Origin of the sequence: Citrobacter werkmanii, from assembly GCF_008693645.1 — a bacterium.
Taxonomy (GTDB): domain Bacteria; phylum Pseudomonadota; class Gammaproteobacteria; order Enterobacterales; family Enterobacteriaceae; genus Citrobacter; species Citrobacter werkmanii.
Genome location: NZ_CP044101.1, coordinates 4,209,052 through 4,223,277, shown reverse-complemented (window position 1 = coordinate 4,223,277; position 14,226 = coordinate 4,209,052). Strand labels below are relative to the sequence as shown.

Here is a 14,226-nt window from a genome sequence, read left to right as displayed (position 1 = left end):
ACAACTCCTGAAAATAAAAAATGACCCGACACAAACCCGCCGGGTCATGCACTCAGGCCACTAGGGTAGCCCATAAATGGGACAAAGGCATTACCAAAACAAGCCCTGGCAACATGTTGGCGACCGGGAAAAGTTTAATGTTACAGATACGCAAACCGGTGGCCACCATCAGCAGTCCGCCAGCACAAGAGAAATCCGCCATCATGTCAGGAGTGATCATCGGCAGGATAATCACTGCCAGCATCGCCAGCGCCACCTGAATAATGATTTGTGGGATGGCGATGGTCATAACCGCGTAGCCGAGAAGTGTGGCAAAAATCCCTGCGGTAAACAGATCGAGGATCGTTTTGATGTACAGAATTGATGGGTCGCCGCTCATCCCTTCGGTCATCGCCCCGAAAATCCCGGTGCCACTGGCGCAAAACAGTACCAGGATGGCGACAAATTTCTCTGTGAACTCTTCGTGACCCAGGCCATTAACTGGCGGCAGAACTTTGTTGATTAAACCGCGCGTGGAGCCAGCGGCTTTACCAATTCCTTTTTCCAGATGCAGCAATTCACCGAGAATGGCGCCGATCACCATTACCAGCACCACTGCTGGCATATATTTCACTTTTAGTACCAGCGTGATGCCCAGACCAACGGAGCAAAGCCCGAAAGTCATCGGCAGCGCCGTTTTCACACGCTCAGGGAGCTTGCCGCCCGCCATTGCGCCAACTAGCCCGCCAAGAATGACGGCGGAACCATTTACATATGGGCCGATTAACATTGAGAAATGTCCTGTTAAGTAAAATTTAGCTCGCCTTCACCCCAGCGGGGGATATTGTTGACTTCAAGGTCGAACAGATCGAGCGCACGATTAACGCTATGGGTGATGATGTCGTCCGCCGTTTGCGGACGCTGATACAGCGCCGGAACCGGCGGAAAGATGATCCCGCCCATTTCAGTTACTGCGGCCATATTGCGAATATGGCCGAGGTTCAGCGGCGTTTCTCTGGCCAGCAGCACCAGACGACGACGCTCTTTCAGCACCACGTCCGCCGCACGGGTCAGCAGGTTGTCCGTCAGGCAGTGGGCGATTGCGCCCAAAGAGCGCATGGAACATGGTGCGATCAGCATCCCCAGTGTTTTAAATGAACCGCTGGAGATAGCCGCCCCCAGATCCGCGATGGGATGTACCACGTCAGCCATCGCTGTCACATCGTCCAGGCGGTAATCTGTCTCCAGTTCGCAGGTTTTTTCTGCTCCTTTTGAGACCACCAGATGGACTTCAACGGGGTGTTGGCGAAGCAACTCCAGCGCCTTAACGCCGTACTGAAACCCGGAGGCCCCACTGATCCCAATGATGATGCGTGCTGTCATGGTGGTCTCCTTTACTCGAAATCCGGCAGGAAGCGCTTCACGTCCACATCTTTAAATTTGGAACGCTGGAAGTTGTGCTTCAGGTGGAATGGCACCGTACAGTCGAAAATGGTTTTGCAGGACATTCCCTGTTGCAGGATGCTCGGGCTGTATTCCGGCACCTGTGACGGATCGAGCGGGTGGCAACGAACGCCAGGGATCGTAATGGTGTCGACATCCCCCTGGTAGCGAGTTTGCATGGCCCAGAGAACGTCGTCGCTATCGAAAATATCTACATCCTCATCCACCAGGATGACGTGCTTGAGTTCCGGGAATGCAGAGAAAGCCAGTAGAGCAGCCTGGCGCTGCCGACCTTCATCTGTCGGAGAAGATTTTTTAAACTGCAGCACCGCCAGAAGTTTGCCACCGCCCGCCGAGTGGGCGAAAACATTGAGTAGTTTGCCCGGCATGGCGCGTTCTACCATATCCAGAATGCTGGCTTCAGTCGGAATACCGGCCATATTGACATGTTCTTCGCCAGGTCCGACGGTGGTGCGCCAGATGGGGTTAATGCGGTGAGTAACGGCTTTCACTTTGATCACCGGAATAGCCTCTTTCGCTTCGCCGGTATAACCCGGAAACTCAGGCATTGCGCGCCCGGTATGGGTGTTCTGATCTTCGCGTACGCGTGCGTTTGGCAGCAGTTCGCCTTCAATGACGATCTCCGCATGAGCGATAGCTTTTTCGTTGATGGTTTTACACTGCACCATCTCAACGGCTTTGCCGCGCAGCGCGCCCGCAATGCTCAATTCGTTGAAGCCCAGTGGGGTGGTTGGCGGCTCAAAACAGGCGGCAATTTCAATCGCCGGATCCACGCCGATGCTGATTGAAATCGGTAGCGGCTGACCTGCGGCTTCTGCTTTCATGCGGAAAGCATCAATATGGCGACCAGGGGTCAGCCACATGGACAGTTCGTCGCGGCTCTGTACACACAAGCGGTGAATGGTGATATCGGATTCGTGAGTTTCCGGGTCTGAGGCGTAGCACAGGCCCATGGTAATATAGGGACCAGCGTCTTCTTCTGTATTGGTCGGAGCGGGTAATAGTTTACGCAGATCGAAATCGGCATCGCTCGCCAGATGCACCACTTCCTGACATTCCGCCGCGCCCTGAGTCATGACTGGCGCTATGGCGTTTTCCACAGAATCTTTCAGCAGATGCCCTAGTTTTGCTGGTTCGCACTGCAGAAAATGGCTGACGCGCTGGCGCGAACCGTTCAGCCCAATTGCCACGCTGATATCGTGAAATCCTTTGATTTTATTAAATACCATCACCGGCCCGTTCTTGCGGGTCGGGCGCTGGCAGGTTCCGCCCGCGCCCACATAACGATACACCCCAGAGAGTTCCGCGTGCGGGTCGACTTCGGTATCGGTTTCAACGTACTCGCCGGGAAGTGTTTTCAGTAGTTGGAGCGCAGAGCGTAAATCATGCACCGTTGAGGGAGATTTGTTATCAGTATTTGCCATGGGATGGTTCCTTCGGAAAAGATGTTTCGTTGTCTGCACAATATTTTCCGTGGCGCTTTTACACAAATACCGTTTACCGGATAGTTAGTAGATCAAAAAAGTTTATTTTAATGACCTGTTAAATAATGATTAATTAACATGAGATGTAGCGGGCTGGCTTTTTATTTTTTTGGGTAAGTGTGATACTGGCGATACGTTAAACCACGGGTGATGATGATGGATTTAAAGCGCTTACGGTATTTTTGTCGGGTGGTGGAACAAGGGTCGGTCAGCCAGGCGGCGAAATCGTTGAACATGGCGCAACCCCCCCTCAGCAAGCGGATTCAGGAGCTGGAAGAAGAACTTCAGGTCTCGCTCTTTGTTCGCCGTGGAAATCGTATTGAACCCACGGAGGCCGGTTTTTTTCTCTATCGCAAAGGATGTGAAATATTACGTCAGGTGGAGGATACCGCCAGGGAAACGACAGATATTGCACAAAAAAACAGAGCCGAATTAAGAATAGGTTTAACTCATCTCTACCAGAACTATTTTAAAGCACTGTTGATGGAAGTTTACCGACGTAATCCGGATACGGCGATCAATATTTCTGTTACCGACTCCAGCCATCTTGAAACATTATTAACGGAAGGGGGAATCGATATTGCTTTAATACAGCGTCCCTATCGCAGTGAAGGCTTTGATTATGTGTCGTTCGATCCGATTAAGCTGGTGGCGGTAATTAATAAAAAATGCCTGCCGGGCCCTCCTGCAAATCCCTATAACTACACTGCGCTGGCGGAGATGCCGTTGGTGCTGCTGCATCGGGCAAAGGATTCAGGGACTTACGAGATGCTGATGGATCTGTTTCGTAAATCCGGAGTAAGCGCAAAAGTGATCATGCATATTACGCAACCGGGGGTCATTCTCGACTGGCTGGAGTCCGGCCTTGAGGCTGCGACGTTATTACCGTCTTCGGAAGTCGATGCTGATAAACTTAGCCAATGTTACGTGGTAGACGTTTTTCCTTCGCCACAAATATTTTATCCTGCGCTGGTGAAATTACCCTCTATGCCTTATCTACCCGCGTTAATGGATATTATCGCACAGGGATATCCGTTTAACCCTACCGATTGAAGCGTAGCGATTGGGGATCGTCCGGCTGGCTGGTATGATAATGACCTCTGATTTCGAGGTAAACGTTGTGTTGAGTGCAGAATGGCTGATGAATAAACGTTTTTATATCACGATAATGTTGGTGAGCAGCCTGATCCTGGCAGGGTGTTCCAGTTCATCTGATTCCGGTTCCACGTATACTGTGAAGCGCGGTGATACGCTGTACGCCATTTCACGCTCTACTGGCACCAGCGTTCGGGATCTCGCCCGTCTGAACAACATTTCCCCCCCTTATACCATTGAGGTGGGGCAAAAGCTGAAGCTTAACGGTGATGCGAAAACCAGTACAACAGCGCGTAAAGCAACCGCGAAATCCTCGAGCAAATCTTCTACCAAAACGGCTGCCGTCAGACCGTCTTCTTCTGTACCTCAGTCCTCCTGGCCGCCGGTAGGACAACGCTGCTGGCAGTGGCCCGCCAGCGGTAAGGTGATTCTGCCTTATTCCACGGCGGACGGCGGTAATAAGGGCATTGATATTTCTGCTGCGCGCGGTACGCCGATTTATGCGGCCGGAGCCGGGAAAGTGGTCTATGTCGGCAATCAACTGCGGGGCTATGGCAACCTCATCATGATTAAGCACAGTGAGGATTACATCACTGCCTATGCGCATAATGACACCATGCTGGTGAACAACGGTCAAAACGTGAAAGCCGGGCAGAAGATCGCCACGATGGGCAGCACGGATGCGACGACGGTGCGTCTGCATTTCCAGATCCGTTATCGCGCAACAGCTATCGATCCGCTGCGTTATTTACCGCCGCAGGGCAGTAAGCCAAAATGCTGACGGTGAATTAATCGCCAGTCAGTCGGTTCGTCCCTTGCCAAGAAGAGCGTAAGGTTTATAATCCCTTACGCACTTCAATGCGGGCGTAGTTCAATGGTAGAACGAGAGCTTCCCAAGCTCTATACGAGGGTTCGATTCCCTTCGCCCGCTCCAGATTTCCTTTTCCTGAAGTCATCCCTTAGAAAAGTTAAATAGCAGCATCGACATCCGCTGGTAGTGTACTGTTCCCTTCCCCCAGAGCGCGTTGCAGCAAAACTGTATCCAGCCAGCGACCATGCTTGAAGCCAACGTCTTTCAGCGTGCCTATTTCTGTAAATCCGACCTGCTGATGAACTTTTAGCGATCCCTGATTATTGCTGTCGCCGACCATGGCAATTAATTGTCGATAGCCATGCGTTTCGGCCCAGTCAATAACATGGCGCAGTAACGCACTTCCCGCCCCTTGACGCTGTGCCGCCGGGTCAATGTAAATCGAATCTTCGAGGGTATAGCGGTAAGCGTAGCGTTCACGATAACGAGTGAGATAACAATATCCGATGACCTTGTCTTCCTGCAGGGCGACAACCCACGGCAGCCCCAGACTATGAATTTTTTTCAGACGAGCCAGCATTTCGTGGGTATCCGGTGGGGCGGTTTCAAAGCTGCCAGTACCGTGAATAACGTGGTGTGCATAGATATCGCGTATGGCGGGGATGTGTTTTTCTTCTGCATTAACGATTTTCATTAGACCAGCTCCCATTGGCGTCTTTTTTCAGATTACCTGAAAGTCTGAAGGGAAGGTAAGCGCAAAAAGTTATGCTTCAATCAGCAGTTCATAATGAAATTAGGCTTGTTAATTGTAAGGGTAAAGAATTGATTGTGGCTGATGCTGACGATAGCAAGTCAGGGTGATAAATAAAAATATTAAATAGGAAAACTGATAATTTCCCACACCGACATTGGTGGATGGGAAAATACTAACGTTCAATCATAAATTAATAAAGTACTTTAATATCATAATATTATCACTGTACCTAATTATTATTCCGGCTGTACCCTTAATTTTATTTCATCAACACTGCCTGCAACCTAAAAATACGTTATAGTGCGTATCTTGTTATCTGAGCACCTGTTATCAGAACTTTCTCTATTCATACCAAATAGTTACCATGCAAACAGTTACAGAGGGTAGTTATGTCATCCGGCAATAGTTAACATCGTCACATGACTTCTCCACGGGAAATTAATCTAAATCCAGAATTCAATCCCAAGAGTATTAGAATAACTTAGTCTAAAATCCTTTTTTTGCCTAAGCATTATCTTATTACATAGCCACGAACTACGCTGAGTGATAAAATTCTCGAGTTTATGCCTTCTTTCCAATGATTAGAGGACGAGGCACAGGTAGTCAATAAGACGAAAGAATTAATTGCTTCATAACCCTATTACGAAATAAGCGGCAGTGCGTTTTACATGGTCGGCAACCGTCAGGGATTGACTGTAACTTATTGAAAACGCTTATTTTCACTATGATGTAAGATATAAGGGCAGATATGTTAAGTATGCGTCGACATGCCAACTTCATTAAACGTTTTAAGTCTGTAAGCTGTTTATTTACGGCAAGCATTCTTTTCCCGATGCCAATCTTTGCAGCGGTATCAGATTATGACGCTTTGGTTATTGAAGCGCGGGGAGGTAATAGCGCACCGCTATTACGTTTCCTTGAGGATCAGGGAAAGAAAAGCGCGCTAACGCCAAATCAGGTTGCCGACTGGCTGCAAGTTTCCAGTTGGGTCGATAACAACGATAAAACCACAATTGAAATCTGGCAGCAGTATCGTGGACAGATGAATGTACCTGCCCGGGGCAAAGTCGCCGCTGCACGAGCATATCGCAACCAGAAGAACTGGAATGATTCTTTAGCCATCTGGGAAAGCGTTTTACAGGAAGAGCCTGATAACGTAGATGTACGTACCGGCTGGATAATGACGTTGGCGGATGCTCGCTACAATCAGCAAGCCCTTACTGAAGCGAATAAATGGGCGCAGGCGCATCCCGGGGCTGATTCTGATGCGCTACTTGCCTATGTCTACCATTCGCAGGGAAAAAACTGGGATGCGTTGTTAGTTGCCAGCCAGGCGGATGACGTCGATCCAGGCAACAAAAATGCAAAATCCACATTACTGTCTGCGCTGTCAGCAAACCGCGTTTCCGGGCCCGCCTTAAATATGGCAGAGGTGGTACCAACTGCTGATCCTGTGAAGCGTCGCCTTGAGCTTGATGCGGCGGCTGAAATGGTACGTTCCTCTTATACCTCTGCGCGTAATGAAGAAGAGCGTTTTATCGTGGCTGATAAAGCGCTGGCCCGTTATGACCAGTTGCTGACTGCCTGGAAAGATGAGCCTTCTGCGCAGAATGATGTCCGTCGGGCCAGAATTGACCGCATGGGCGCCTTGCTGGTCCGTAAACGCACTTCTGAAGTGATTAGTGAATACGAATCGCTGTCTGCGAGCGGCGAGGTGCCAAACTACGCAAAACGCTGGGTAGCATCGGCATGGTTAAGCGAACGGCAGCCGGAAAAAACCGAAGCGATGCTGATGAGCATCTACTATCCGAACGGACCGATTCCGGTTACGCCGCTCGGTCCTGAGGATCAACAGGATCTGTTCTACGCGCACATCGATAATGAAAACTTTGATGCAGCTAAAAAACAGGTCGATGCGTTAATTAAAGACAGCCCATATCTGCGACGCATCTATGGTTCGCCAACGCCGCAGCCAAACGATAACTGGCTGCTGGGACAGTCGCTGCTGACGCAATATCATATCGCTGCCAATGAACTGCCGGAGGCAGAAAAACTCGCAGAGCATCTGGCGCGAACAGGCTCGGGTAACCAAGGGCTGCGCATATCCTATGCTTCTGTTCTTGAAGCCCGTGGACTGCCGCATGCGGCGGAGAAAGAGCTTAAACTGGCGGAAGTGATTGAGCCCAGTAACCTGGAACTGGAGCGTCAGCAGGCCTATGTGGCGCTGGATCTCCAGGAGTGGAAGCAGGCCGATGAACTGACGGATGACGTTATTGCTCGCAGTCCGGATGATGAAGCGACGCTGCGCCTCGCACGCATGCGTGATGTGCATAAAATGTCGGAAGTACGTATTAGCGGCACGCAGGGTATCTCGTCCGATAGCCCGGTCAGCGGTAAGAATGATTTCAACATCAACACGGCCATTTACAGTCCGCCAATTAATGACAACTGGCGACTGTTTACCGGATTCAACTTCGCGACCGGCGAGTTTGAGGAAGGGAAAGGGATCAGCCGCGATCTGGCGGCAGGTGCGGAATGGACTTCCCGTGATTACTGGGCCGAAATGGAAGTGTCTGGCCGAAACTATGGCGATGGGCAGAAAATAGGCGGTCGTCTTTCCGCCTGGCATGATTTCAACGATAACTGGCGCATGGGCGGTTCGGCCGAGCGTCTTTCGCGCAACACACCACTGCGCGCGCTGCGTAGCGGCGTGTATGCCAACAGCGGCGATTTGTTTGTTCGCTGGTATCAAAACGAACGACGTGAATACCAATTGTCGTTTGCCGCATCACATTTCTCGGATGGTAACGATCGCATCGAATATGGGCTGAGCGGAAAAGAGCGCATGTGGACCACGCCGCGCTTTACGCTGGACTTTACTCCGGGTATCGGTGGGAGCACCAACACTAAAGAGAATGTGCCGTATTACAACCCTAAGAGTGATTTTTCCGTTGTGCCAGGCCTGAGCGCGGAACAGGTTCTTTACCGCCATTATGACACCGTGTGGACCCAGCAAGGCATAGCCGGAGTGGGTGGCTACTGGCAGCAAGGTGAAGACGTTGGCGCTATCGTTCAGGTGGGATATGGACAACGGCTCAAATGGAACAACGTCGTAGATGGCGGGGTGATGCTGGTTTGGGATAAACGCCCCTATGACGGTAAACGTGAGCGGAATATCTCCCTCGCTTTCGATTTAAATGTCAGGTTTTAAGGATTGTTCATGCTGAAAAGATGCCTGTGGCTTAGCGCATTAATCGCTGGCTGGTTGATGATTACCGCGTGCAGTAGCGCGCACAATACAACGCCTCGCTATGTTCCTCCCGCAGAGAGAACGCCGTTGACGGCAGATCATCCATGGCCGAAAAACAGCTTCCTGGTGCTCGGCTATCATGATGTTGAGGATGGCGCCGCCGACCAGCGCTACCTCTCCGTGCGCACCAGCGCGTTGAGCGATCAAATGGCCTGGCTGCGTGATAATGGCTATAACCCGATTAGCGTGCAGCAAATTCTGGACGCTCATGACGGTAAAATTGTGTTGCCGGAAAAAGCGGTCTTACTCACCTTTGACGACGGATACAGCAGTTTTTATACCCGCGTCTGGCCGCTGCTGAAAGCCTACAACTGGCCTGCGCTCTGGGCTCCAGTGGGCAGTTGGGTTGATTCTCCAGCCAATAAAAAAGTCGATTTTGGCGGCTTAATGACGGCGCGAGATAAATTTGCCACCTGGAAGATGGTCGAGGAAATGGGCAAATCGCCGTTGGTGGAAGTGGGGGCGCACACCTGGAACTCGCATTTCGGCGCTGAGGCGAACCCGCAAGGAAGCAAAGAACCTGCGGTGGCGAATCGCCTTTTCGATAAGAAAACCGGGACTTACGAAACCGACGAACAGTACAATCGTCGCATTAATACTGATATCTCGCTGATCACCAATAAGATTAAATCGGTAACCGGGAAATCGCCGCGCGCGTGGGTGTGGCCTTATGGTGCGGCTAACGGCACCACCTTAAACCTGGCCAAAGAACATGGCTATAAGATGGCCTTTACGCTCAATGAAGGGCTGGCGAACGCTGCGTTTCTTGATGATATCCCGCGCGTACTGATCTCTGATAACCCGTCTCTCAAGCGCTTTGCCAGTCAGGTCGCTCAGGTACGTGAACCACAAACGATGCGTGTGATGCACGTCGATCTGGATTACGTGTATGACAAAGATCCTGCCCAGCAGAAGCGAAACATCGATAAGTTGATCCAGCGTGTTTATGACATGCGCATTTCTCATGTCTTCCTGCAGGCGTACGCCGATCCTAAAGGCGACGGGAATATTCGCGAACTCTATTTCCCTAACCGCTGGCTGCCGATGCGTGCCGATCTCTTTAACTATATCTCCTGGCAGTTACAAACGCGGGCCGGGGTGACGGTATATGCCTGGATGCCGGTACTGGCTTTCGACCTCGATGCTTCCATTCCACGCGTGACGGCATGGGATCCGAAAACAGGACGCACTGCGATCAATCATGAGAACTATGTGCGTCTGTCTCCCTGGGACAGCGAAGCGCGTAAACGTATCACTGAAATCTATGAAGACCTGGCGAAGCACGCCAGCTTCAAAGGGATTTTGTTCCACGACGATGCTTTCCTGACGGACTTTGAAGATGCGTCACCGGAGGCGTTAGCCGCCTACCGCGCCGCAGGGCTTCCGGGAAGTATTGAGCAAATCCGTAGCAACCCTCAAACCTTCGAACGCTGGACGCGTCTGAAAAGTAAGATGCTGATCGACTTCACCAAACAGTTGACCCGCTCAGTGCGCAATATTCGCGGTCCGCAGGTGCAAACTGCCCGCAATATATACGCCATGCCGGTACTGGAGCCTGAAAGCGAAGCCTGGTTTGCGCAAAACCTGAATGATTTCCTCAATACCTATGACTGGACGGCACCCATGGCGATGCCATTCATGGAGCAGATCCCGGCTAATGATGCCAATGCCTGGCTCGACAGATTAGTCAATGCCGTTGCACAAACGCCCGGCGCGCTGGACAAAACCGTGTTTGAACTGCAGGCACGAGACTGGCGTAAATCCGGGGACGAGGCAGAAATCAGTGGAAAACAAATAGCCGAATGGATGCGCCAACTGAAACTAAGTGGTGCAGGTAACTACGGCTATTATCCGGATGATTTCATCAGCGACAAACCTGAGATGTCAGAGATTCGCTCGACGTTCTCCTCATACTGGTACCCGCAAAAATGACCGATCGCATTATTGCTTTCCTGATACTTTGCCTGATGTTCAGCCTGCCGTTTGGCGTGGCAGTCATCTTTACAGGTGAAGTCATGTTGAACTTCGTCTTCTTCTGGCCTTTATTCATGTCTGCATTATGGATAAGCGGCGGGGTCTATTTCTGGTTTTATCGTGAGCGTCACTGGAAATGGGGAGACGATACACCGCCACCGATGCTGGAGGGAAATCCGCTGGTTTCCATTTTGATCCCCTGCTTTAACGAAGGAATCAACGCGCGGGAAACCATCGGCGCTGCGATGGCACAGCGCTACAAGAATATCGAAGTGATTGCCATTAACGACGGTTCAACGGACGATACGCACGATGTTCTGGAACAGTTGGCGATTGAGTACCCCAGCCTGCGCGTCATTCATCTGGCTGAAAACCAGGGCAAAGCGCTGGCGCTCAAAACGGGCGCGGCCGCTGCGCGCAGCGATTACCTGGTGTGTATTGATGGCGATGCGTTACTGGATCGCGATGCCGTGGCGTATCTGGTCGCTCCGCTGATCCAGTTCCCACGCGTTGGGGCGGTAACCGGCAACCCGCGTATTCGCACCCGTTCCACGCTAATCGGTCGTGTGCAGGTCGGTGAGTTCTCTTCCATTATCGGCTTAATTAAGCGTACTCAACGAGTCTATGGTCAGATCTTTAGCGTCTCTGGCGTAGTTGCGGCGTTTCGTCGTCGCGCGCTGGCCGAGGTGGGGTACTGGAGCCCGGACATGATCACCGAAGACATCGATATCAGTTGGAAACTGCAGTTGCGCCATTGGTCGATATTCTTTGAGCCGCGCGCGCTGTGCTGGATCCTGATGCCTGAAACGTTAAGAGGGCTGTGGAAGCAGCGCCTGCGCTGGGCGCAAGGCGGGGCGGAGGTGTTTATTGTTAACATGCGCCGTCTGTGGTCGTGGGAGTTCCGTCGCATGTGGCCGCTATTTTTCGAGTTCTGCTTTTCTACCACGTGGGCATTTGCCTATGCGATCAGTATCGTGCTGTTCCTGCTGGGACTGATGATCCCGATGCCGGACTCGCTGTATGTTCAACATCTGTTCCCGCCAGCCTTTACCGGACTTATTCTCGGCGTGGTCTGCTTAATACAGTTTGCGATAAGCCTGATGATTGAACGACGCTATGAAAAAGGCATTGGCGCCTCATTGTTCTGGATAATCTGGTTCCCGGTGGTGTACTGGCTGTTGAGCCTGTTTACCACGTTGGTGTCATTCCCGAAAGTGATGCTCAAACGCAAACGCGGCAGGGCGCGCTGGGTGAGTCCTGACCGTGGAATAGGGAGGATCGAATCATGAGTCAGCCGCTGATCTTTACGGAGCGGCGTCTGTTGCCGCGCATCATTGACGTTCTGTTAACGATTTTTGCCTGGGTTGGATTTTTATACTTAATCTACAAAGGGCTGATTACGGCCCTGGCGCATTCACCGTATATGGGCGTGCGTCCCTTTTTCACCACACTGGATACGGTCACGTTTTACATCCTTGTCGCGCTGGTCAACGGACTGGTGCTGATCGGCTGGGCGAAATACAACCAGTTTCGTTTTCGGGTGGAGCGTCGCAGTCGCAGACCAGGACTGGAAGACCATGAGCTGGCGGAAAGTTTACGTATTACCCGTGAACTGGTTATAGAGTTGAACAAAGCGAGGGTGCTGACGGTCCATCACCATGAGAATGGCGAAATCAGTCATATCGATGTGGACAAGCACATCGCCGATAACCGCCTGCCGCCGCCGACGCCTGCAATGCTGGAATATTTGCCGCCGGAGCGGGAGCCATCGTTACAGAAAAGGCCCGAGTGATATTTCTGCTACCCGCCACTTCCTTCAGCCTCGCATCGGTCTATGATTAGACTCAGACAATAAAAATGCGAGGTAATGTCGTGGAAAAGGAACTACTGGAGGCAGGTTACCGGGCCTATACCGGCGAGAAGATTGACGTCTACTTCAACACGGCGATATGTCAGCATTCAGGAAACTGCGTGCGGGGAAGCGCGAAGCTTTTCAATCTGAAACGCAAACCCTGGATAATCCCCGATGAAGTGGATGTCGCGACGGTTATTAAGGTCATCGATACCTGTCCAAGCGGTGCGCTGAAATATCGCCAGAAATAAGTGAGGGAACCATGGAAATTCTTGCAGGCCACAACAAATTTTATGTCAACGATGCTGAAGGCAATCAGGTTGCCGAGATTGTCTTTGTGCCGACGGGCGAGCACCTGAGCATCATTGAACATACCGATGTTGACCCCAGTCTGAAAGGTCAGGGCGTCGGCAAACAGCTGGTGGCGAAGGTGGTGGAGAAAATGCGCGCTGAAAATCGCAAAGTGATTCCGCTGTGTCCGTTTGCCAAACATGAATTTGATAAAACCCGCGAGTACGACGATATTCGCGCCTGAAGTCTGATTTCCGCCGGATAGCCTTATCCGGCATATCACTCCCGATGCAACAAATCCTGATAAATGCCCGTCAGTACCCCTTGCGGGCCAAACTCTTTTTTAATCCACTGAGTGACTCGACCGGTTGCCGAATGCTGGGTTGCCAGCAGCATCCGTGAATCCTGACGCGGATTGTGGATCTGTCGCGTGACCAGCAGCGACTTTTCCATCGCTTCGCGCACCATATAATCCGGTAAAAAACCGATGCCTTCGCCCAGAATTTGGCACTGACATTTGGTATTAAAATCTGGAACCAGAATCGACTCCTGGCCGTGTAACAGCCACCCGACCTTTTTGTTAATGGTGTGGGCGGTGTCTTCCACCATAATGTTCGGATACAAACGCAACTGGCTCTCAGAAATCGGTTCAGGCATAAAAGCCAACGGATGATCCGGGGCAATGGCAAACGACCAGCGAATAGCGCCGATCTCGGTATAATCAATCCCGCCGCCGTCCAGTAACGTATCGGGCGCGCCAATGGCGATATTGGCAAGGTTGTTGATGATCGAATCCCAGACGCCGTTATACACCTCGGTGGTGACGGTTATCTGGCAGGTAGGGAACTGTTTCTTGAGTACCTGCAGTAGCCGCGCCGTATGCTGTGGGGTGTACAACAACTGGTTAATACAGATGCGCACCCGGGCTTCAATGCCCTGAGCGATGGTATCAATGCTGCGCTTAATCGCGTGGAAGTCGTTGAGCAGGTCGGAGGCCTTGCGAAACAGATAGCGACCAGACTCGGTCAACTCAATGCTTCGGGTGCTACGCGTAAACAGCACCACATCGAGCCCCATCTCCATGCGTTTAATGGTGTAGCTAATAGCCGATGTGGTTAAGCCCAGCTCCTCCGCAGCCTTGCTGAAGCTGCTGTAGCGGGCAGCCATGGTAAATGCCAGCAGATTTTCCTCGGTAAAAATGGAATTCATCTT

14 protein-coding genes and 1 tRNA gene are annotated in these 14,226 nt (G+C 51.5%); 9 read left to right on the top strand and 6 right to left on the bottom strand.

Annotated elements, in window-relative coordinates; translation table 11 throughout:
- Positions 1-52 precede the first annotated feature (52 nt).
- The 4 genes from FOB24_RS20775 to FOB24_RS24550 form a co-directional block, all read right to left on the bottom strand.
- The gene (locus FOB24_RS20775; protein ID WP_150345403.1) at positions 53-769 is read right to left on the bottom strand and encodes a DUF554 domain-containing protein; all 717 of its coding nucleotides are present in this window, start codon (positions 767-769) and stop codon (positions 53-55) included.
- Positions 770-783: 14 nt separating this feature from the next.
- Positions 784-1,362 (bottom strand): UbiX family flavin prenyltransferase, encoded by a 579-nt coding sequence (locus FOB24_RS20770; RefSeq protein WP_038633460.1) that lies wholly within the window; start codon positions 1,360-1,362, stop codon positions 784-786.
- 11 nt (positions 1,363-1,373) lie between these two features.
- Positions 1,374-2,867: a UbiD family decarboxylase gene (locus FOB24_RS20765; RefSeq protein ID WP_038633458.1), complete on the bottom strand. Its 1,494-nt coding sequence runs from the start codon at positions 2,865-2,867 to the stop codon at positions 1,374-1,376.
- Between the two features lie 161 nt (positions 2,868-3,028).
- Entirely contained in the window at positions 3,029-3,163 is a 135-nt protein-coding gene (locus FOB24_RS24550; protein WP_255366011.1) for a hypothetical protein, read from the bottom strand.
- Between FOB24_RS24550 and FOB24_RS20760 the strand changes: the two genes are divergently transcribed.
- The 3 genes from FOB24_RS20760 to FOB24_RS20750 all read left to right on the top strand — a co-directional run bounded on the left by FOB24_RS20760 (position 3,117) and on the right by FOB24_RS20750 (position 4,956).
- The gene (locus tag FOB24_RS20760; RefSeq protein WP_223229509.1) at positions 3,117-3,980 is read left to right on the top strand and encodes a LysR family transcriptional regulator; all 864 of its coding nucleotides are present in this window, start codon (positions 3,117-3,119) and stop codon (positions 3,978-3,980) included. The two genes, FOB24_RS24550 and FOB24_RS20760, sit on opposite strands and share 47 nt — an antisense overlap.
- Positions 3,981-4,068: 88 nt before the next feature.
- A complete protein-coding gene (gene actS / locus FOB24_RS20755; protein ID WP_038642856.1) occupies positions 4,069-4,803 on the top strand; it encodes an amidase activator ActS in 735 nt (244 codons plus the stop codon).
- Positions 4,804-4,882: 79 nt separating this feature from the next.
- Positions 4,883-4,956 (top strand) — tRNA-Gly (locus tag FOB24_RS20750).
- A 34-nt stretch (positions 4,957-4,990) separates the two neighbouring features.
- Here FOB24_RS20750 and FOB24_RS20745 read toward each other — a convergent pair.
- Positions 4,991-5,527 carry a GNAT family N-acetyltransferase gene (locus tag FOB24_RS20745; protein ID WP_150345402.1) on the bottom strand — a complete coding sequence of 179 codons (537 nt, stop codon included), beginning with the start codon at positions 5,525-5,527 and terminating at the stop codon, positions 4,991-4,993.
- Between the two features lie 808 nt (positions 5,528-6,335).
- Here FOB24_RS20745 and pgaA point away from each other — a divergent pair.
- The 6 genes from pgaA (at position 6,336) to FOB24_RS20715 (ending at position 13,258) form a co-directional block, all read left to right on the top strand.
- Positions 6,336-8,798, top strand: a complete 2,463-nt coding sequence (gene pgaA, locus FOB24_RS20740) for a poly-beta-1,6 N-acetyl-D-glucosamine export porin PgaA (RefSeq protein WP_150345401.1) — start codon at positions 6,336-6,338, stop codon at positions 8,796-8,798.
- 9 nt (positions 8,799-8,807) lie between these two features.
- On the top strand, positions 8,808-10,829 hold the full coding sequence (pgaB, locus tag FOB24_RS20735; RefSeq protein WP_087856768.1) for a poly-beta-1,6-N-acetyl-D-glucosamine N-deacetylase PgaB: 2,022 nt from the start codon (positions 8,808-8,810) through the stop codon (positions 10,827-10,829).
- The gene (gene pgaC / locus FOB24_RS20730) at positions 10,826-12,160 is read left to right on the top strand and encodes a poly-beta-1,6-N-acetyl-D-glucosamine synthase (protein WP_069324829.1); all 1,335 of its coding nucleotides are present in this window, start codon (positions 10,826-10,828) and stop codon (positions 12,158-12,160) included. Before pgaB ends, pgaC begins: the two co-directional genes overlap by 4 nt.
- On the top strand, positions 12,157-12,663 hold the full coding sequence (gene pgaD / locus FOB24_RS20725; RefSeq protein WP_150345400.1) for a poly-beta-1,6-N-acetyl-D-glucosamine biosynthesis protein PgaD: 507 nt from the start codon (positions 12,157-12,159) through the stop codon (positions 12,661-12,663). The genes pgaC and pgaD overlap by 4 nt, the downstream gene beginning before the upstream one ends.
- Positions 12,664-12,743: 80 nt before the next feature.
- The gene (yjdI, locus tag FOB24_RS20720) at positions 12,744-12,974 is read left to right on the top strand and encodes a 4Fe-4S mono-cluster protein YjdI (RefSeq protein WP_038642853.1); all 231 of its coding nucleotides are present in this window, start codon (positions 12,744-12,746) and stop codon (positions 12,972-12,974) included.
- Positions 12,975-12,985: 11 nt separating this feature from the next.
- Positions 12,986-13,258, top strand: coding sequence for a GNAT family N-acetyltransferase (locus FOB24_RS20715; protein ID WP_003033869.1), 273 nt, complete (start codon positions 12,986-12,988; stop codon positions 13,256-13,258).
- A 35-nt stretch (positions 13,259-13,293) separates the two neighbouring features.
- Here FOB24_RS20715 and FOB24_RS20710 read toward each other — a convergent pair whose 3' ends face one another.
- Positions 13,294-14,223: a LysR substrate-binding domain-containing protein gene (locus FOB24_RS20710; RefSeq protein WP_038633395.1), complete on the bottom strand. Its 930-nt coding sequence runs from the start codon at positions 14,221-14,223 to the stop codon at positions 13,294-13,296.
- Between the last annotated feature and the right edge of the window lie 3 nt (positions 14,224-14,226).

Coding starts and splice junctions, on each gene's coding strand:
- FOB24_RS20715 (WP_003033869.1), top strand. CDS start 12,986: ATGGAAATTCTTGCAGGCCACAACAAATTTTATGTCAACGATGCTGAA.
- actS (WP_038642856.1), top strand. CDS start 4,069: ATGAATAAACGTTTTTATATCACGATAATGTTGGTGAGCAGCCTGATC.
- pgaC (WP_069324829.1), top strand. CDS start 10,826: ATGACCGATCGCATTATTGCTTTCCTGATACTTTGCCTGATGTTCAGC.
- pgaD (WP_150345400.1), top strand. CDS start 12,157: ATGAGTCAGCCGCTGATCTTTACGGAGCGGCGTCTGTTGCCGCGCATC.
- FOB24_RS20775 (WP_150345403.1), bottom strand. CDS start 769: ATGTTAATCGGCCCATATGTAAATGGTTCCGCCGTCATTCTTGGCGGG.
- FOB24_RS20745 (WP_150345402.1), bottom strand. CDS start 5,527: ATGAAAATCGTTAATGCAGAAGAAAAACACATCCCCGCCATACGCGAT.
- FOB24_RS24550 (WP_255366011.1), bottom strand. CDS start 3,163: ATGTTCAACGATTTCGCCGCCTGGCTGACCGACCCTTGTTCCACCACC.
- FOB24_RS20770 (WP_038633460.1), bottom strand. CDS start 1,362: ATGACAGCACGCATCATCATTGGGATCAGTGGGGCCTCCGGGTTTCAG.
- FOB24_RS20710 (WP_038633395.1), bottom strand. CDS start 14,223: ATGAATTCCATTTTTACCGAGGAAAATCTGCTGGCATTTACCATGGCT.
- pgaA (WP_150345401.1), top strand. CDS start 6,336: ATGTTAAGTATGCGTCGACATGCCAACTTCATTAAACGTTTTAAGTCT.
- FOB24_RS20765 (WP_038633458.1), bottom strand. CDS start 2,867: ATGGCAAATACTGATAACAAATCTCCCTCAACGGTGCATGATTTACGC.
- pgaB (WP_087856768.1), top strand. CDS start 8,808: ATGCTGAAAAGATGCCTGTGGCTTAGCGCATTAATCGCTGGCTGGTTG.